The following is an 18,020-nucleotide window of genomic DNA, read 5'->3' on the forward strand; positions in this document are numbered from 1 at the left end:
CAGACGGTAGCGGGTGGACGTCTGCGGCTTGATTCCCTATTTTTCCTACTGGGTTAATAGGGAATCATGGCAGGCAGTACGTGCCGGACGAAGCGGCTCTTGCCGAAGGAAGAGGAGCAGGCGTGACGGTGGTGGATGCGGTAACGGAAACACGCGACCGCGCGCGTTGGCTGCAGGTCGCCCACGAGGCGGCGGACGACCTGGCCACCGACGCGGTGGTCCGTGACCAGGCCGGGAAGACACCCTTCGACGAGGTCTCACGGCTTCGGGAGGCGGGACTCCTGTCGTTGCTGATACCCGTCGAAAGCGGGGGCGGCGGGGCGGACTGGCCGACGGCTCATGCCGTCATCCGGACGATCGCCGCGGCCGACGGGGCGATCGGTCAAGTGCTCGGCTGTCATTACCTGCTGTCGTCCAGCGCGCGGTTCTTCGGCGGCCCGGGCCTCGCCGCTCGCGTCGAGCGGGAGTCCGCGGCCGGTCAGTGGTGCTGGGGCGGCGGGCTGGCCCCCGTGGAACCGCGTCTGACGCTCACCCCGGCGCCGGGCGGCTATGTGCTGAACGGACGCCAGGGTTACGCCACCGGCGTGCTGGTCGCCGACCGGCTCGCCGTGCGCGCCGACCACTCCGAGACGGGGGAGCCGCTGGCCGTCCTCGTCGACGCCGGGCGGCCCGGCGTGGTGTCCGGGGGTGACGGCGGGGACACCTTCGGCCAGCGGCTGGCGGCCGGCGGGAGCGTGGAGTTCGACGCCGTGGCGATCGAGAGCGACGCGGTTCTCGGCCCGCTCTCCTCGGACGACAGCACCCTGTCGCCGTTCGCCGGGCTGTCCGCGCCGACCGGGCGGCTGGTCTCCGCCCAGATCTGTCTCGGGATCGCCCAGGGAGTGCTCGCCGAAGCCCGCGAGTACACCAGGGCCGCGGACGTGCCCTGGCAGCTGGACGGGCCGTCGTACGGCTCGCCGCGTAATCCGTACGTGCTGACGACCTACGGCGAGCTGACCGTCGCCACGTTCTCCGCGTCCGCGCTCGCCGACCAGGCGCTGGAAGCGCTGGACTGCGGGCTGGCACGCGGCGAGGACCTCACCGACGACGAGTGCGCCGAGATCACCATGCTGGCGGCGGCGGCCGAGGCGGCTGCCGCCGGGGCCGCGCAGGACGTCACGGCCCGCGCGCTGGACGTCCTCGGCGCCCGCTCCGCCGCATCGGCGTACGGTTTCGACCGGTTCTGGCGCAATGTGCGCACCCACACCCTCTGCGTCCCGGTCGCCCCCCGGCTCCAGGAGGTGGGGGACTACTTCCTCCACGGCGAGCACCCTCCGTTCGCCCTGCCCTTTTGATCGCCGCGGCTCCCGGTGGCGGATAATCACCGCATGCGGATCTCTGCGAAGGCGGACTATGCGGTGCGGGCGGCTCTGGAGCTGGCGGCGGCGGCGGACGGTATCTCTCTCAAGGCCGAGGCGATCGCGGCGTCGCAGGGCGTTCCGCACAAGTTCCTCGAAGGGATCCTGGGCGATCTGCGCCGGGGTGGGCTGGTCGCCAGCCAGCGTGGTGGGAAGGGCGGCTACCGGCTGGCCCGTCCCGCCGACGAGATCACGATCGCCGATGTGATCCGCGTGGTCGACGGGCCCCTGGTGTCCGTCCGCGGCGTACGCCCGCCCGAGCTGTCGTACTGCGGCCCGGCGGAGTCCCTGCTGCCGCTGTGGATCGCGGTGCGGGCCAACGTCCGCAAGATCCTCGGTGAGGTCACGCTCGCCGAGGTCGCCGCGGCCGAGCTGCCGGAAGGGGTCCTGGACCTCGCCGAGGACCCCGAGGCGTGGACCAACCCGTAGGTCCGTAACCAGGACGTGGGACACCTCTTGACGGAATCCGTGAGGCACTCGACACTCCTCGTGAGGGATTCCTAGCGGATAGGTGGGGAATGATGAGGCCAGGGCAGGCGGCCGCCGACCGAGCGGTCCGCACGCATCGGCCGACTCCCCTTCTGACCTCCCGCCGTCACATCGACCTGCTGCGCGTCTGCAGCGCCGCAAGTCTCTTCTCCTGAGCCGGCAGGCCCCCGCGGGCGCCTGACACCGTCGTCACGCAGCGCTGCGCGCGTACCCCGCCGCACGCTCACCGCAGGCCGTTCACCGTCGGCCGCTCACCGTACGTCTCACCACCAGCGAACAACCCGACCTGGGGAGATACGTGTCCGTTACACCTGGGAAAGCCGCGCCGTCCTCGCTGTCCGTCGCATCGTTCCGGGGCAGGATCGGCCGGGACGCGCGCAGTGGACACTACGCCGTGCCGCGCCGCTACCGCCTCCATCTGTCGCTGTCGTGCCGCCATTGTCTGCGGATCGCCATCACCCACAGCCTGCTCGGCCTCGGTGACACCCTCCCGGTGACCCTGTTGCCCGCCGTGCCCGACGGACCGGACGGCGGGCACTCGGCCCTGAGCCTGATGTACGAGGCCAGCGCGCACCGCTACGCCGGGCCGACCGCGGCACCGGTGCTCAGCGACGACTGGTCGGGCAGGATCGTCAGCACACACACCCCCGACATCCTGCGCGACCTGGACCGCCACTTCGGCAGCGCGAGCCCCGCACGCCCCGTGCTCCACCCGTGCGGCGCGGAGCGGGAGATGGAGGCGATCGCCCGCCTCTGCGAACACGGCATCGACGACGCCGCCCAGCGCGCCGGACAGCCCGGCATCGAGGACGCGGCGCGCGACACCGCGCTCGGTACGGTATTCAGCGCGCTGGACGCGCTGGAGCGACGGCTCGCGGTCCGGGCCCATGTCCTGGGTGACGCACTGACCGCCTCCGATGTGCAGGTGTGGGTGACCCTGGTGTGGCTCGACACCGTGCATCGGCAGCATCTGGACGCCGCCGCGGTGCACCGCATCACGGAACATCCGCACGTGTGGGCGTACGCACGCCGGCTGGCCGCCCACCCGGCGTTCGGCCCGCACCTCGATCTCGACGGCATTGCCCGCCGGCACCACACGCACTGCCGGGGGCTGGAGGCCGCCGGAGCGGCGGTGCAGATCCTGGACTGGGCGGCGCACACACGGCTCAGGACCCCCGCCGAGCCCAGCTGACACCGCTTCACGGGCCGCCCCGCGCGCCGCTCACCGCAGCCGGGCGCGCAGGGCGGCCAGCTGTGCGCGCAGGCGCTGCACAGGAGTGGGCGGCAGGGTGCGGGCGGCTCCGCGCGCGTAGTAACGCTCGACGTAGAACTGCCCCGCGCTCAGCACCGTGGTGACGGCGATGTACCAGAGGGTGGCCACCATCAGCAGGGGGATGACCTGGTACGTCTGGTTGTAGACCAGCTGCACCGAGTACAGCAGGTCGTGCACGGCCAGGACGCTGACGATGCTGGTGCCCTTCAGGGTGCCGATCAACATGTTCCCGGCCGTCGGCACGATGGAGCGCATCGCCTGGGGCACGACGATCCGGCGCAGCGTGCGCCACCGCCCCAGGCCGAGCGCCTGGGCCGCCTGGGTCTGGCCGGAGTCCACGGAGAGGATGCCAGCGCGTACCACCTCGGCGGCGTACGCGGCCTCGTGCAGGGTCAGGCCGATGACCGCGGTGAGGGCGGGCCCGAACAGGTTGACGGTCTTGACGGTGATGAACTCGGGACCGAAGGGGACCCCGACACCGAGCGTCGGGTAGAGGGCGCCGATATTGAACCAGAACAGCAGCTGGACCAGCAGCGGTGTGGAGCGGAAGATCCACACATAGCCCCAACTCAGCGTAGCCAGCACCGGGTTGGCGGACAGTCGCATCACGGCCACCAGGGTGCCGAGCAGAAAGCCGAGCACCATGACCACCGCGGTCAGCCACAGGGTCAGCAGCAGCCCGCCCAGCACGGCGCTGGTGGTGAAGTAGCTCCCCACCACGTCCCATTGGAAGGCGGGATTGCGGACGACGGAGTTCACCACCATGGCGAACACCATCAGCGCGACGGCCGCGGCGAACCAACGGCCGAGGTGCCGACGCGGCACGATCGGCGGCAGATCGCCGGAATCGCCGGGGTCCGGGGCCGCGCCTTCCGGCCGCTTGCGCGCGGATACGGATACGGACACGGCGTCAGGGGCGGTGACATCGGAAGGGGCCATCTTCAGGCTTCTCCGGGGGAAGGATCGCGGGCGTGGGTGTGAGCACCCCGGTGGCACGGTGCGGCCGGGGCGGGGCGGTTCATCACGCTCGCCGCGTCCCTCAACGCGGCCGGAGAGGCTGCCGCGCGAGGGCGGAGCCGGTCCAGGGGGTGATGGTATGTGCCGACTGCGTGCCACTGTCAATGCGGCAGGGGGTCAGCCAGCGCCGGTCCGTCATCCGAGCACTGGTTGACGCGACGCCGTTCGTCCTGCTCAATTAGTTCCATGACTGCCCAGCTGCGCTTGGTCTCCCGCGACCACATCGACTTCGGTCGTGTGTGGTCCGCGATGTGTTGCGCCTGACTCGGCAGCGGGCTGTCTGACCGGCCCTTCCCTCCCTCGGTGACCCCGTCGCGGGCCGAGCTCTCCCCTCGTACGACCGCAGCACACGGGCGCCGCCCGGGTACGAACGGTCCTGCGAACCCGGACACGCGCTGCCTTCGCACCCCTCCGGCCTCATCACGCCTGTGCCACCCGCGCTTCGCACCACGCTGATCCACCGTCAAATGCCGGCTGGGCCAGCGGCACCCCGCCCCGCCCGTGGGACTCCTCCGCCCTATTCCGAAAGGCCCTTCGCATGCCCGTGGAATTCCTCGGCATCGCCGCCACCCATGACGGCTCCGAGACCACCCCGCGCTCCGGCGCGGCCTTCGACAAGGAGTACACGCTCCGGCTCGCCCGGGCGCACGAGGACCACGGCTGGGACCGGGTGCTCTTCGCCTACGGCTCCGGATCGCCTGACCCCGCCCCGGCCGCCGCGTACATCGCGAGCAGGCTGGAGCGCCTCCAGATCCTGCTCGCCCACCGGCCCAACGTCTCGTACCCCACGTACGCCGCCAAGACCTTCGCCACCCTCGACCAGATCAGCGAGGGCCGCCTGACGGTGCACTTCATCACCGGCGGCAACGACCACGAGCAGGGCCGGGAGGGCGACACCCTCACCAAGGACCAGCGCTATGAGCGCACCCGTGAGTACATCCGGATCGTGAAGAAGATCTGGACGGAGCGCGAGCCGTTCGACCACGAGGGGGAGTACTACCGCTTCCACGACTTCGTCAGCGATGTACGCCCCGTACAACAGCCCCGGCCCCGGGTCTCCTTCGGCGGCTCCTCCCCGGCGGCCTACGCGGCCGGGGGAGCGGAGGCCGACATCTACTGCCTGTGGGGCGAGCCCCTGGAGAAGACCGCGGAACAGATCGAGGCGGTGAAAGCGGCCGCGCGGGCGGCGGGCCGCACCGATGTCCCGCGCATTCAGGCGGCCTTCCGGCCGATCATCGCTCCGACCGAGGAACTGGCCTGGGAGAAGGCCCACCGCACGGTCGGCGCGATCCGCGCGCGGCGTGAGCAGGGGCTCGTACGGCACCACCGCAACGGTGCCCCCGAGAACACCGGTTCCCAGCGGTTGATCGCCATCGCGGAGCAGGGCGAGCGCTACGACCGCGCGCTGTGGACCCCGACGGCCGCCGCCACCGGTGGCGCGGGCAACTCCAACGCCCTGGTCGGCACCCCCGAGACGGTGGCCCAGGCGCTGCTGGACTACTACGACCTGGGCGTCGACATCCTCTCGGCCCGGGGCTACGACCTGCTCGGCGACGCGATCGACTTCGGGCGGCACGTGATCCCCATCGTCCGCGAGGAGGTCGCCAAGCGCGATGCCGAGCGCGCGGCCCGCGGCCCACAGGCCCTCGCGGCGGTGCGCGCATGACCGCAGCCACGCAGGGGCCGTCCACCGGGCTGACCGTCGTCATCGTCGAGGTCGGCGACCCGCGCGTGGCGCCGTTGTTGCGTGAACTGGGCAACGAGTACTCCACCCGTTACGGCAAGGACGCCCACGCCGAACTCGCCCGGTACCCCGACGAGGAGTTCACCCCCGCACACGGCGGCGTGCTGCTCCTGTTGCTGGAACACGGGGAGCCGGTCGCGGGCGGCGCCTTCCGCCGGTACGACGCGACCACGGCCGAGCTGAAGAGGATCTGGACCCACTCCGCCCACCGCCGACGCGGCCTCGCCCGCCGGGTCGTGGCCGAACTGGAGCGCGAGGCAGGGTCTTGCGGCTACCGGCGCCTCTACCTGACCACCGGACCGCGCCAGCCCGAGGCGCGCGGGCTGTACCTGGCCACCGGCTACACACCGCTGTTCGACACCGAGGCCGACCCGGAGACCATCGGCCCGCTCCCGTTCGAGAAACACCTCATCACCCACAGTGGTGCCCGTATCCGAAAGGCCATCGCCCCGTGAACCACACCCGCACGAGACTGCGCCTCCGTCCGGTCGCCGCCGCAACCGTTCTCGTGTCGATGCTGGCAGGCTGCGGCTCCGGTGGCGCCGGCGGAACCTCGGAGGCGGGCGCCGCGTCCCCCGCACCGACCCAGAACCCGGTCGCCGAGGTGCACAAGGCCGACTCCGTCGCCGCCCTGCTGCCCGCCGATGTCAGGAAGACGGGCACGCTGCGGATCGGCAGTTCGGTGGGGGGACCGCCGGGCGCGTACTACCCGCAAGGGACGGGCGGGAAGCCCGTGGGCCAGGACATCGATCTCGCGAACGCGGTGGCCAAGGTCCTCGGCGTCAAGCTCCAGCGCCAGGACGCCGCGTTCGAGACGATCCTGCCCGCCCTCGGCAGCGGCAAGTACGACGTCGGGACCGGCAACTTCGGCGTCACCGCCGAGCGGCTGAAGACCATCGACTTCGCCACCTACATCAACGACGGCCAGGGCTTCGCGGTGAAGAAGGGCAACACCGCGCTCGGCGGCAAGGTCACCGACCTCACCCGGCTGTGCGGCCTGACCATCGGCACCGGGGCGGGCACCACCTTCGAGGCGACCCTCGCAGCGCGGAAGAAGGTGTGCACGAAGGCGGGCAAGGAGCCGTACGAGGTGAAGGTGTTCTCGGAGAACGGCGCCCTCCTCACCGCACTCCAGCAGGGCCGCATCGACGTGGAGATGTCCACCATCAACGGCCTGCGCCACCAGGCGGCGCAGAAGGCCGCGCAGACCACCTTCCTGGGCGAGTACCACCGGCTCGACGTGGGCTTCGCCTTCAAGAAGGGCTCACGGCTCACCCGCGCCTTCCAGGCCGCCGTCAATGAGCTGATCAAGGACGGGGTCTATGCCCGCATCCTCGACAAGTGGGGCACCGGCGCCTCCGCCATCAAGACCTCGCGGATCAACCCGCCGGAACACACTTAGGAGCGACAGGAGAGCGGGGACCGGCCGCGGAGATACCGCGGCCGGCCCCCGTGGCGTTCTCTGGACAGCCGGGGCGGCTCAGAAGAAGCCGGTCAGGGGCGGGGCCTCGGCGTTGAGGAAGTAGTCGCCCACCACCGGCGGGCAGCGTCAGCAGGTGGCGATAGCGCGGGCGTCGGCCGCCGAGCCGGAGATCATCGTGTGCGACGAGCCGCTGTCCGCACTGGACGTCCTCATCCAGGCCCAGGTGCTCGACCTGATCGGGGACCTGCGGGAGGAGCTCGGCACCTCGCTGCTCTTCATCTCGCACGACCTGGGGGTGGTGCACCCCCTCACCGACCGCGTGCTGGTGTTCAAGGGGGGTGGGTCGTGGAGCGGGATGATGTCGACGAGGCCCTGAAAGCCCCGCGCCACCCCTACACCCAGGAGCTGCTGGCCTCGCTCCCGGGGCGGGCGGCCCACCTGACCGTGGTGTGTTCCGGGCGGCCGTCCGGAACAGCGGGTGTCGATCGCGTGGCTTCACGGACAACCTCGCCGGGCCGAATCGCGTCTTGATCGACAGCGGACGCGTGGCAGCCAACTGAGAGAGGGCTGTTTCCGGCCCTCTATGCACTGCATGTATACGCGCAGTGCATAGAGGGCAGCGTGCGCTCCTGCGGGCACCACATACGGAAAGGCATTCATGTACGGCAAGGCATTCGCCCCGGAGTACCAGGGCTCCCTGACCACCCTGTCCGTGAACTCGTCGCTGGTCGACGTACTGGCCGCGGGCACCGAGCAGTTGCGGGCGGCCGAGCGGAGCGGCTGCCCGCGCGAGGCGGCACGCGTGGGGCTGGCGGTGGCCGAGGCCCACCGCAGGCTGGGGCATGTGTCGGACGCCGACCGCGAGTGGAAGGCCAGCTATCGGGCGGCCCGTGCGGCGGGGGACGCCGGGGCGATGGCGTGGGCGCTGTGGAGCGGCGGCACGCTTGCCCGGCAACGGGGCGCGCTGGCCCTGGCGTGGCGCCTGCTCGCATCAGCGGCCGAACTCGGCGAACGGGGACGGGACATCCTCGCCCGCGGCTACTCGCTCGCCGGCATGGCCGAGACGGGCCGTATCCAGGGGGATTACGAGGCCGTGAGCGCGCTGCACGAGCAACTGCTCGCCGAGGCGCGGGAGCGCGGCGAGGCACGGCACACCGTATGGGCGCTGGAGGGGATCGCCCAGATGCATCGCAACACCGGGTCGTACGACACGGCGTACGCGATGTTCGAGGAGTCCGCGGAGATCGCCGCGCAGGCCGATGACCGGCGCGGACACGCCTGGGCACTGCGGGGCCTGGCCGACATCGTCTCCGTGCGCGATGGCGACGTGGACCGTGCGCTGGAGCTGCTCTCCGAGGCGGAGGTGACGTGTCGCGCGATGAACCTGATGAGCGCGCTGGCCTACAACCACAAGATGCGCGGCAATGTGCTCTATCGCGCGGGCCGCTTCGCGGAGGCGCGGGATGTCTACCAGGGGGCACTGACCGAGTTCAGCGCCATGCGTGAGCCGCGCGGCGAGGCCCTCGCCAGGCTGGGGCTCGTCAAGTCCCTGGCCCAACTGGGGCGTGACCGCGCCCTGACGGCCGCCGATCTGGCCGAACTGGCCGGTGTACTGGACCGGATCGGGCTGCGGCACGCACGCCGGATGGTGGACCGCGCGCGGGTGGAATGCGGGATCACGGAGGAAAGCGCGGACCCGGAACACCTGGGGGAGGCCGTCCCCGCGGGCCGGTGAGGCGCGGCGGCCTGCTCGCGACGGCCGACCTCCCGCCCCGGGGCGGCGACCCTTGCCGGAGTCGCCGCCCCGGGGTGCGGGCCGTGACCGGGGAATTACGCGGAAGCCTGGTCGTTGTCCTTCATCGAACCCCAGCCGTGCCACCGCTCGACCTCGATCCAGGCGCTGGTGCGGGCGCGGACCCGGTCCGGGTAGGGCCGGTCGATGTAGCGGTGGGCGATGCGGTGCGGCGTCCACCTGGCCGACGTCATCGACCTGCCCTATCTGCGACTGCCCCCGCACACACCGCGCACCTTCACCGACTACCTGTACTTCGGGACCGGTGAACGCCGCGCACCTGACTACGCCTCACGCCGCAGGACATCCTCACCAGCGTGGCGGCGGGCCGCGGCGCGGGCTCGGGGCTCGCCTCCTTCGCCCGCTTCTACCGCTGGCCGGGTGCGCGGTACGTACCGGTGCTGGACGCGCCCTACGCACAGAGCGTCCTCGCCACCCGCACCACGGACACCAGCCCCGAAGTGCGCGTCTTCCGCGCCCTGACCGTGGCCCTGGCCCGCGAGATGGACACCGGCACCTCGCGCTGACCCTTTGTGGTCAAGGGACTGAACGACGGACACATACGCGAGCATTGACATGTTCGCGACGCCTCCTTATGGTCCAGTCCAATCCCGTCCCACTGCGCCACCGCGTCCCCCATCGAGCATGGAAGAGGTCATCGGATGGCACGAACCAGAACCGCGCTGCTCAGCGTGCTCGTCCTGCTGGCCGGGCTGCTGAGCCTTCAGCTCACCGGCCCGGCGCCACGCGCGACCGCCGCGCCGGCCACCTTCACCCACCCCGGGGTGCTGGTGAGCCGGGGGCAGCTCGACTACGCCCGGGCGAAGGTGCAGGCCGGCCAGCAGCCCTGGAAGGCCGCGTACGACGACATGATGGCCAGCTCCTACGCCTCACTGTCGCGTACCCCCAAGCCACGGGCCATCGTGGAATGCGGATCGTCGTCCAACCCCAATCACGGCTGCACCGACGAGCGCCAGGACGCCATCGCGGCCTACACCGACGCGCTCGCCTGGTACTTCACCCGGGACAGCAGATGCGCCAAGAAGGCCATCGAGATCATGGACGCCTGGTCCGCGGCCATCACCGATCACACCAACAGCAACGCCCCGCTGCAGAGCGGCTGGTCCGGATCCACCTGGCCACGCGCCGCCGAGATCATCAAATACACCTACGACGGCGGCTGGGCGGGCGCCGGGCGCTTCGCCACCATGCTGCGCGATGTGTACCTCCCCAAGGTGATCAGCGGCGCCGAGACCAAGAACGGCAACTGGCAACTGGTCATGACCGAGGCGGCGATCGGCATCTCCGTCTTCATCGAGGACCGCACGAGCTACGACAAGGCCGTCAGCACCTACCTCGCCCGCGCCCCGGCGTACGTCTACCTGACCACCGACGGCGATCTGCCCAAGCCGCCCGCGAACAGCAGCATCGACACCAAGGCCGAGATCGTCACGTACTGGCAGGGCCAGAGCACCTTCGCCGACGGCCTCTCCCAGGAGACCTGCCGCGACTTCGGGCACACCGGCTGGGGCCTCGCCTCCATCGCGGACATCGCCGAGACCAGCCGCATCCAGGGCCAGGACCTGTACCCGAAGATCCAGGACCGGCTGCGCCAGGCCCTGGGCTTCCACACCTCGTACGAGAACGGCACCACCGTGCCGTCCTGGCTGTGCGGCGGCTCGGTCAAGAAGGGCCTCGACCGGGTCACCGAGGTCGGCCTCAACGCCCTCCACAACCGCCTCGGCATCGCCATGTCCAACACCCAGAAGTACACCGAGGCACACCGCCCGTCCGGCACCGACAACTACTTCAACGCCTGGACGACCCTCACCCACGCGGACAACCCGTCCTGACGGAGAGCACACGGGGCGTCGGGCATCAGCCGTCGAGCGGGAAGTGGCACAGACTCTCGTGCCGCTCCCGCCCGGCGTGTGTCGCTGACTCCCGGGTGACGGCCGGGGGAGCAGCCTCCACGCAGCGGGGCTCGCTGCTTCCAGCAGCGGGTCCGGAACCGGCAGGCCCCGATGCGGACGGTGTCGAACCGCCGTGTGTGAAGGGGGTGATCGGTGGACCCTGCCTGCTCAGCGGCGCCGCGGATGACCTTAGACTGCCCTCGTCTTCAAGCCGATCAGGAGCTTCACATGCAACGCCGCCTCGCCCCCGCCCTCGTTCTCGCGGCCGTGACCGCCCTCGCACTCACCGGGTGCGCGCAGGACTTCGAGAAAGGCCCTGAGGGAAGGGTCACCGAGAAGGTCAGGGACGGGAAGAAGTTCTATCTGGTCGTCGATCCCGCCAAGGGGGGCGAGGGGAAGAAGTTCCGGGTCAGCAAGTACGACTACCACGACTGCAACCGGGGCTCGAAGTACCCCAAGTGCATCGACGACTAGTCTTCTTCGGTCTTCTTCGGTCCTCCTTTGGGCCTATTCGAACCGCGCGGTGTCGCCCGCCCCTCGGCGCACGATCTGGGCCTCGCCGTCGGAGAAGTCGATGACCGTGGTCGGCTCGGTGCCGCACTCTCCCGAGTCGACCACGGCGTCCACCACATGATCGAGCCGTTCCTTGATCTCCCAGCCCTGCGTCATCGGCTCGTCCTCGCCGGGCAGCAGCAGGGTGCTGGAAAGCAGCGGCTCGCCCAGGTTCGCGAGCAGCGCCTGGGTGACGGCGTGGTTGGGGATCCGCACGCCGACCGTCTTCTTCTTCGGGTGCGGGAGCGCCCGCGGCACCTCCTTCGTCGCGGGGAGGATGAAGGTGTAGCTGCCCGGTGTCGCCGCCTTGATCGCGCGGAACACATCCTTGTCGATGTGCACGAATTGACCCAGCTGTGCGAAATCCTGGCACACCAGGGTGAAGTGGTGGCGGTCGTCGAGGTTGCGGATCGAGCGGATCCGGCTGATGCCGTCGCGGTTGCCCATCTGGCAGCCCAGCGCGAAGCAGGAGTCGGTCGGGTAGGCGACCAGCGCGCCGGAACGGATCCTGTCGGCCACATTGCCGATGGTGCGCGCCTGGGGATTGTCGGGGTGAACATCGAAGTACTTCGCCATCTGAGGAGCCTAATCGATCGCCGGGAACATGCGCAGAATGATGATCTGGAAAGCTCGCAGGGCGAGCGGCGGCGCTACCGCGGTGATTGGATCTTCAACGACCGGCGGACCTAGTGTGCGGGGCAGGCACGCGACACCGCTACGAGGAGAGAACCATGGCGAAGATCCTTTTTGTGATGACCGGAGCCGACGCGTGGACGCTGGCGGACGGCAGCACGCACCGCACGGGTTTCTGGGCGGAGGAGGCCGTCGTCCCGCTGGAGGCGTTCAAGGCCGCCGGGCATGAGGTCACCGTGGCCACTCCGGGCGGCGTGGTGTCGCCGGTCGACCCCGTCAGCCTGGCTCCGGAGGCGGCCGGCGGCGCCGAGGAGGCCGCGAGGCTCACGAAGGTGGTGGAAACCGCCGCCGAGTTCCGCCGGCCGGCCGTCCTGGCAGATGTGCGGCTAGAGGACTTCGACGCGGTGTACGTTCCCGGGGGCCACGGCCCCATGGAGGACCTCGCCGTCGACGCCGACTCCGGGCGGCTTCTGACGCGGGCGGTGGACCGGGGGCTGCCGGTGGGCGTGGTGTGCCACGGCCCGGCCGCGCTGCTGGCGGCGGTCAAGGAGGACGGCACCAACGCCTACGCCGGTTACCGGATCACCGCGTTCACGAACGCCGAGGAGCAGCTGGCCGGAAGCGCCGACAACGCCAAGTGGCTGCTGCAGGACCGGCTGACCGAGGCCGGGCTCACCGTCGAGGCAGGCGAGGCATGGGCGCCGCACGTCGAGGTCGACCGCAACGTCGTCACCGGTCAGAACCCCGCCTCCTCCGGCCCCCTCGCCACCGAGCTGCTCAAGAAGCTCGGCTAGCCATGGCCGGAGGCCGGCAGCCTCTGCTCACACCAGATGGTCTTTCCGGCCGTGGTCTGGCGCGTCCCCCAGTTGTTGCTGAGCTGGGCGACGAGCACCAGGCCACGGCCGCCCTCGTCGTAGGCGCGGCTGCGGCGCAGATGGGGAGTGGTACTGCTGGCGTCGGACACCTCGCAGATCAGCTTGCGGTCGCGGATCAGCCGTAGGCGGATCGGTGTGGCGCCGTAGCGGATGGCATTGGTGACCAGCTCGCTGACCAGCAGCTCGGTGATGAAGGCCAGATCCCACAGCCCCCATGCGTCGAGCTGTTCGACGGCGAGTTTCCGGGCGTGAACGACCAGCGCCGGGTCGGCCGCGATGTCCCAGCTGGCGACCCGGTCCGGGGCCAGGGCGCGCGTACGGGCGAGCAGCAGGGTGATGTCGTCCGCCGGGCGGTCGTCCGCCAGCGTGCGCAGAACGGTGTCGCAGGCCGCGTTCAGTGACGTTTCCGGCACCGACAGCGCGTCGCACAGCTTGGTGAGCCCCGCGTCGATGTCGCGGTCGCGGGACCGGACCAGGCCGTCGGAGTACAGGGCGAGCACGCTGCCCGCGGCCAGGTCCAGCTCGGTGGTCTCGAACGGCAGGCCGCCCACTCCGAGCGGCGGGCCGGTGAAGCCGCGTACCAGCTCGGCCCTGCCGCCGGGGGTGACGAGGACGGGCAGCGGGTGGCCGGCCGAGGCCACCGCGCAGTGCCGGGAGGCCGGATCGTAGACCGCGTACAGACAGGTCGCCCCCACTCCACCGGTGGTTGCCGTGTCCGGGTCCGTGTCCGCGTCCGCGTCGGTGTCCACCTCGTCATCGGCGAGGTGGATGACGAGGTCGTCGAGGTGGGTGAGGAGTTCGTCGGGCGGCAGGTCGACATCGGCCAGGGTGCGCACGGCGGTGCGCAGCCGTCCCATGGTGGCGGAGGCGTTGATACCGTGGCCGACCACATCCCCGACGACGAGCGCCACGCGGCTGCCGGAGAGCGGAATCACATCGAACCAGTCGCCGCCCACGCCGGCCCGCGAATCCGCCGGCAGATAGCGGGAGGCCACATCGACGGCCGTCTGCCCGGGCAGATGCCGGGGCAGCAGATTGCGCTGCAGCGCCAGGGCGGTGGCCCGCTCACGGGTGTAGCGGCGCGCGTTGTCGATGGCCGTGCCGGCCTTGGCGGCCAGTTCCCCGGCGTCGGACAGATCGCTGTCGGTGAAGGGCCGGGTGCCCCGCGTACGCCAGAAACCGACCATCCCCAGCACACTGCCCCGGGCCCGCAGTGGAGCGGTGATCAGTGAGCCCATGCCGTAGTCCAACACCGCCCCGGCGGGCTCGGGGACCAGCGCCTGCCAGTCGACGCGGGCCCGCAGATCGGGTTCGATCCTCGGCCGCCCGCAGGGCGAGCCGCGGTTTCGCGGCTCGTACAGGGCAAGCCTGGGCGGCCCGCCCACGGGGAGCAGCGGATGATCGTCGCGGACCCCGGCCAGCGCCACCCGGCGCACCCGTGTGGCGCCGTCCGGCGGCATCTCGTCCCCGGCCAGGACGCACACGGCCAGATCGACGGTGACGAAATCGGCGAACCGGCCCACCGCCACCTGCGCCAGCTCCCGCCCGGTCCGCTCCGCGTCGAGAGTGGCACCGATGGCCGTACCGGCGTCATGCAGCAGTTTGAGACGGCCATGCGCCGCCTGCGCCCGATTCCGCTGGCTGAGGGCGCGCACTGCCAGTTCCGAGACGGCGAGACCGATGGCGAGCAGCAGAGCGGCCGTCCAGCCCTCCTGGGCGCTGGTGACGGACAGCGCCTCCCACGGGCGGGTCAGGAAGAAGCCGAACCAGATGGTGGCCGACAACGCCGCGATCACGCCCGCGCTCCGGTAGCCCAGGGCTGCCACGGCCACCACCACCGCCACCAGCACGAGAGCCGAGTCGGTACGGGGGAAGGCGGTACGGAACGGCACCAGCAGCAGCGACACGATCAGCGGTCCCACCAGGGCGAACGCTATCGCTGTCCGGATGCTGCTCAGCCAGCGCACACCAGGCCACTTACCCATCCGAAAGGGGATGTACCACCTTAAGGGCGGGGCGGTTCGGAGGACGAGGGAAAGTCCTCGGCGAGGGCGCGGTCGAGTTGCTCGGTGCGGAAGCCACTGCGTACGGCCCACCCGTAGCTGACCAGCGCGAGGGCGATGATGACGAGCAGGTCGTACGGTCCGCCCAGCGGTGGCGTGGCGAGGGGGCCGAATGCGCCGTAGTAGGAGACGGCGAGGACGGCGAGGAGGGTGGCGACCAGCCAGATTCCGGCATCCAGATGCCGGCGCGCCTCCGCGGTGCCGACCGCTCGCAGCGCGCCGAGAAACAGCGCGACGCTCGCCACCATGGCCGCCAGGTACCAGGGGACCGCTGCGCACCCAGGTGTAGGCGCCGTATACGGCGAGTCCGGCGAACGTGATGATGAGCAGCTGGACGAGTGCGGAGAACCCGGCGGCGTAGACGATCAGCGTGAGCGAGGTGCGCAAGGAGACGGGGGCGGGGGAGTAGTCGACGCTGTAGCCCTTGCCCGGCCGGATGGGCAGGGGGCGCCCAACTGGCGGGACACGCGCCCGGTCCACACCCCGGCGGCCAGCAGCAGCGTGTCCCGGTGATCTCCCCCTTGTCGGTCAGCACGCCCGTCACCCCGTCGCCACGCAGCAGGACACGCCGCACCGGAGTGTGCTCGTGGATGACCACCCCCAACTCCCGGCAGCGCAGCCCGGGGCGAGCGAGGGCCTGATGTGCAGCGGGCTGTCCGGCTTCAGCAGCCACCGCAGCGACTGCAGGATGACCCCCGGGTCCCGGGACGGGACCGCTCTCGGCGAGGGCGATCTTGGCCGCGTTGCCGTGGGAGGCGGCCGACCCCGCGCCCCGGGCCTCCAGGACCACCACCTCGCAACCGCTTCGGGCCAGGCTGTAGGCGCTGGCCAAACCGACGACACCGGCCCTGACCACGATGATGAGCATGGAGTCGTGTCCCTCCTGACAGTCCTTATGCCGTGGATGGGATGCAGATTGGGCGGAGTGAGGTTTCTTGTGGCGGCACGCAAAAGGGGCCCGTCATCCGCGACAGGCCCCTGATCTGCGCGTTGTCCTGCACCAGGGTGTAGACCTGCCCGGTCTGACCGCCCTCGACGGACCGGACATGGGCCTGGGCCACCTCGGCGAGGCCGCTGACGCCATGACCACCCGGCCGGGACGGCCCGGAAACCGCGCTGCGTCACGGGCACATCGACGTCGCCGACGTCGACGAGTGGCTGACCGCCATCGCGGTCGGCGACGCCATGGGGGTGACCGCCGAGGGCACCGAACGGCGGCCGAACGCCTCCCACGACCACGTACAACCGCTCCTGGGGGATCAGGTCGTGGCCAGCAGCAGGTCCTCACCGCTGGACGGGCGCAGGCCGTCGGCGCGGCCGGCGAAGTAGCGCGCGGCGTGCGACGCCCCCGACACGTGGCGGGCGTCCCGGAAGCCCGCCTCGCGGGCCAGGTCCAGCATCTCCCGCGGGGTGTAGAAGCTGAGGAACGGCGTTCCGGACGCCCGCGCGCCCTCCTTGCTCGCCCGGAGGCCGGGGCGGTCGGCGTCGTCGACCAGCTCGGTCGGCAGCAGGAACGTCATGGCGAGCGTCGAGCCGGGGGCGAGCCCGGCGATCCGGCGCAGGGTGGCGCTGGTGGCGTCCTTGGTGAGGTACATGCTGACGCCGGTGGAGGCGATGACCGCCGGTTGCCCGGGATCAAAACCGGCCGTGGCCAGCCGCTCCAACCAGGAGCCTCCCGCCTCGAAGTCGAACGGCACCAGATGGAGCCATTCCGGGACGCCGTAGCCGAGTTCGGCGAGGCGGCGGCGTTTCCAGGCCTGGGGCCCTGGCTGGTCGACCTCGAAGATCCGCAGCCGGGAGGCGATCTCCGGCTTGCGCTGGGCGAAGGTGTCCAGACCGGCGCCCAGGATGACGTACTGGCCGACGCCGCGCTCCGCCTGCTCGGTGATCAGATCCTCGATGAAACGGGCCCGCGCCACCATGGCCGCCCGGAACCCGCCGGTGGCGTCCGGATCCATGTCCGGGCGGTCCCGCCACTCCTCGCCGGGTGCCGCCAGCCGCAGGCCGATCTCGTCCTCGATCACGTGTGGGGGCGCGTCGGCCTGGACATGCATGGCCCGCCAGAGCGCGGTCCGCACCGCGGTGCTGTCCGGCGCCTCGATGTGTTCGTCCGTCATGATGTCCCCTTCGCCGTGGCCTGCGCGTGGGTCAGTTCCCGGCGGGAGCCTGAAGGCTCCACACACGCCCGTCGGGGTCGCGGACGGTCATCTCCCTGGTCCCGTAATGCGTGTCCTCGAAGGGCGTGACCACCTCGACGGCATCCGGGTCGGGGCGGAACGCCTCCGCGTCGGGCACCTTCAGCACGATCCGGGTCTCGGGCTCCTGGTCCCCGGGGACCTCGGCGATGAACACATAGGGTCCGTCGCCGTTGCGGAGCTGTCCGGAGTTGTGGTCCGTCGCGAACTCCAGCTCGTAGCCGAGTGTCTGGAAGAACTTCGCCGCCCTGCCCCAGTTGTGCGTCGTCAGGAACACGGCCTCGATGCCTTCGGTCGCCATGTCTTGTGTCGCCATGTCAGGTCTCCTGCTCGGTCGATTGCCGTCCGGACTCATCGGCGTCGTCGAGATAGGCGCGCAGTGCGTCGGCGACCAGCGCCGACAAGGACATGCCCGACTCGATGGCGCGGTACTTGACCTGCTTGATCAGCCCGATCGGCAGGTACACGTTGAACTGCTTGACGTCCTCATCACCCACATTCGCAATGCTAGCATCCTAGCAAGCTAGGCGAGGGAGCGGCCGTGGCGTGAGGTGCTTCACAATGGAGGGTGACGTGCTACGGGCTGGGTATGCGGGTCATGATCACCGCGTGAGACACCGATGTGATCGGCACAGGTAGAGCATCGTTGGAAGG

At 70.7% G+C, this 18,020-nt stretch carries 19 protein-coding genes and 2 pseudogenes; 12 read left to right on the top strand and 9 right to left on the bottom strand.

The window, feature by feature from the left end; genetic code table 11:
• Positions 1-122 precede the first annotated feature (122 nt).
• The 3 genes from ACH4SI_RS38200 to ACH4SI_RS38210 all read left to right on the top strand — a co-directional run bounded on the left by ACH4SI_RS38200 (position 123) and on the right by ACH4SI_RS38210 (position 3,078).
• Positions 123-1,334, top strand: coding sequence for an acyl-CoA dehydrogenase family protein (locus ACH4SI_RS38200; RefSeq protein WP_398304247.1), 1,212 nt, complete (start codon positions 123-125; stop codon positions 1,332-1,334).
• A 33-nt stretch (positions 1,335-1,367) separates the two neighbouring features.
• Entirely contained in the window at positions 1,368-1,826 is a 459-nt protein-coding gene (locus tag ACH4SI_RS38205) for an RrF2 family transcriptional regulator (RefSeq protein WP_398304250.1), read from the top strand.
• A 358-nt stretch (positions 1,827-2,184) separates the two neighbouring features.
• Positions 2,185-3,078 (top strand): glutathione S-transferase C-terminal domain-containing protein, encoded by an 894-nt coding sequence (locus tag ACH4SI_RS38210; RefSeq protein WP_398304253.1) that lies wholly within the window; start codon positions 2,185-2,187, stop codon positions 3,076-3,078.
• A 30-nt stretch (positions 3,079-3,108) separates the two neighbouring features.
• Here ACH4SI_RS38210 and ACH4SI_RS38215 read toward each other — a convergent pair whose 3' ends face one another.
• On the bottom strand, positions 3,109-4,098 hold the full coding sequence (locus ACH4SI_RS38215) for an amino acid ABC transporter permease (protein ID WP_398304256.1): 990 nt from the start codon (positions 4,096-4,098) through the stop codon (positions 3,109-3,111).
• Positions 4,099-4,714: 616 nt separating this feature from the next.
• Between ACH4SI_RS38215 and ACH4SI_RS38220 the strand changes: the two genes are divergently transcribed.
• The 5 genes from ACH4SI_RS38220 (at position 4,715) to ACH4SI_RS38240 (ending at position 9,078) form a co-directional block, all read left to right on the top strand.
• A complete protein-coding gene (locus ACH4SI_RS38220) occupies positions 4,715-5,842 on the top strand; it encodes an LLM class flavin-dependent oxidoreductase (RefSeq protein WP_398304260.1) in 1,128 nt (375 codons plus the stop codon).
• On the top strand, positions 5,839-6,375 hold the full coding sequence (locus tag ACH4SI_RS38225) for a GNAT family N-acetyltransferase (protein ID WP_398304263.1): 537 nt from the start codon (positions 5,839-5,841) through the stop codon (positions 6,373-6,375). The genes ACH4SI_RS38220 and ACH4SI_RS38225 overlap by 4 nt, the downstream gene beginning before the upstream one ends.
• Positions 6,372-7,322 carry an ABC transporter substrate-binding protein gene (locus ACH4SI_RS38230; protein ID WP_398304266.1) on the top strand — a complete coding sequence of 317 codons (951 nt, stop codon included), beginning with the start codon at positions 6,372-6,374 and terminating at the stop codon, positions 7,320-7,322. The genes ACH4SI_RS38225 and ACH4SI_RS38230 overlap by 4 nt, the downstream gene beginning before the upstream one ends.
• Before the next feature lie 154 nt (positions 7,323-7,476).
• Complete coding sequence (locus ACH4SI_RS38235) at positions 7,477-7,719, top strand: hypothetical protein (protein WP_398304269.1); 243 nt, start codon at positions 7,477-7,479, stop codon at positions 7,717-7,719.
• A gap of 282 nt (positions 7,720-8,001) precedes the next feature.
• Entirely contained in the window at positions 8,002-9,078 is a 1,077-nt protein-coding gene (locus ACH4SI_RS38240) for a tetratricopeptide repeat protein (RefSeq protein ID WP_398304272.1), read from the top strand.
• Between the two features lie 95 nt (positions 9,079-9,173).
• Here ACH4SI_RS38240 and ACH4SI_RS38245 read toward each other — a convergent pair.
• Positions 9,174-9,281, bottom strand: a pseudogene (locus ACH4SI_RS38245) (PPOX class F420-dependent oxidoreductase); the annotation flags it as partial.
• Positions 9,282-9,452: 171 nt separating this feature from the next.
• Between ACH4SI_RS38245 and ACH4SI_RS38250 the strand changes: the two are divergent.
• From ACH4SI_RS38250 to ACH4SI_RS38260, 3 genes are all read left to right on the top strand, one after another.
• On the top strand, positions 9,453-9,662 hold the full coding sequence (locus ACH4SI_RS38250; RefSeq protein ID WP_398304275.1) for a hypothetical protein: 210 nt from the start codon (positions 9,453-9,455) through the stop codon (positions 9,660-9,662).
• Positions 9,663-9,797: 135 nt separating this feature from the next.
• A complete protein-coding gene (locus ACH4SI_RS38255; protein WP_398304279.1) occupies positions 9,798-10,988 on the top strand; it encodes an alginate lyase family protein in 1,191 nt (396 codons plus the stop codon).
• Between the two features lie 288 nt (positions 10,989-11,276).
• The gene (locus ACH4SI_RS38260; RefSeq protein WP_398304282.1) at positions 11,277-11,522 is read left to right on the top strand and encodes a hypothetical protein; all 246 of its coding nucleotides are present in this window, start codon (positions 11,277-11,279) and stop codon (positions 11,520-11,522) included.
• A gap of 33 nt (positions 11,523-11,555) precedes the next feature.
• On the opposite strand, the gene ACH4SI_RS38265 is transcribed toward ACH4SI_RS38260, so the two are convergent.
• On the bottom strand, positions 11,556-12,176 hold the full coding sequence (locus ACH4SI_RS38265) for an L-threonylcarbamoyladenylate synthase (protein ID WP_398304285.1): 621 nt from the start codon (positions 12,174-12,176) through the stop codon (positions 11,556-11,558).
• 155 nt (positions 12,177-12,331) lie between these two features.
• Between ACH4SI_RS38265 and ACH4SI_RS38270 the strand changes: the two genes are divergently transcribed.
• Entirely contained in the window at positions 12,332-13,027 is a 696-nt protein-coding gene (locus tag ACH4SI_RS38270) for a type 1 glutamine amidotransferase domain-containing protein (RefSeq protein ID WP_398304288.1), read from the top strand.
• Here the strand turns inward: ACH4SI_RS38270 and ACH4SI_RS38275 are convergent.
• The 6 genes and pseudogenes from ACH4SI_RS38275 to ACH4SI_RS38300 form a co-directional block, all read right to left on the bottom strand.
• Positions 13,024-15,093, bottom strand: coding sequence for a SpoIIE family protein phosphatase (locus tag ACH4SI_RS38275; RefSeq protein ID WP_398304291.1), 2,070 nt, complete (start codon positions 15,091-15,093; stop codon positions 13,024-13,026). The two genes, ACH4SI_RS38270 and ACH4SI_RS38275, sit on opposite strands and share 4 nt — an antisense overlap.
• Before the next feature lie 20 nt (positions 15,094-15,113).
• Entirely contained in the window at positions 15,114-15,419 is a 306-nt protein-coding gene (locus ACH4SI_RS38280) for a hypothetical protein (protein ID WP_398304492.1), read from the bottom strand.
• 533 nt (positions 15,420-15,952) lie between these two features.
• Positions 15,953-16,039 (bottom strand): annotated as a pseudogene (locus tag ACH4SI_RS38285) (hypothetical protein); the annotation flags it as partial.
• A gap of 391 nt (positions 16,040-16,430) precedes the next feature.
• Positions 16,431-17,288 carry a class I SAM-dependent methyltransferase gene (locus tag ACH4SI_RS38290; protein WP_398304294.1) on the bottom strand — a complete coding sequence of 286 codons (858 nt, stop codon included), beginning with the start codon at positions 17,286-17,288 and terminating at the stop codon, positions 16,431-16,433.
• 31 nt (positions 17,289-17,319) lie between these two features.
• A complete protein-coding gene (locus ACH4SI_RS38295) occupies positions 17,320-17,667 on the bottom strand; it encodes a VOC family protein (protein ID WP_398304486.1) in 348 nt (115 codons plus the stop codon).
• A gap of 16 nt (positions 17,668-17,683) precedes the next feature.
• Complete coding sequence (locus ACH4SI_RS38300) at positions 17,684-17,863, bottom strand: CopG family transcriptional regulator (protein WP_398304297.1); 180 nt, start codon at positions 17,861-17,863, stop codon at positions 17,684-17,686.
• Positions 17,864-18,020 lie beyond the last annotated feature (157 nt).

The sequence above is a fragment of the Streptomyces sp. NPDC021212 genome (assembly GCF_044332925.1).
Lineage (GTDB): Bacteria > Actinomycetota > Actinomycetes > Streptomycetales > Streptomycetaceae > Streptomyces.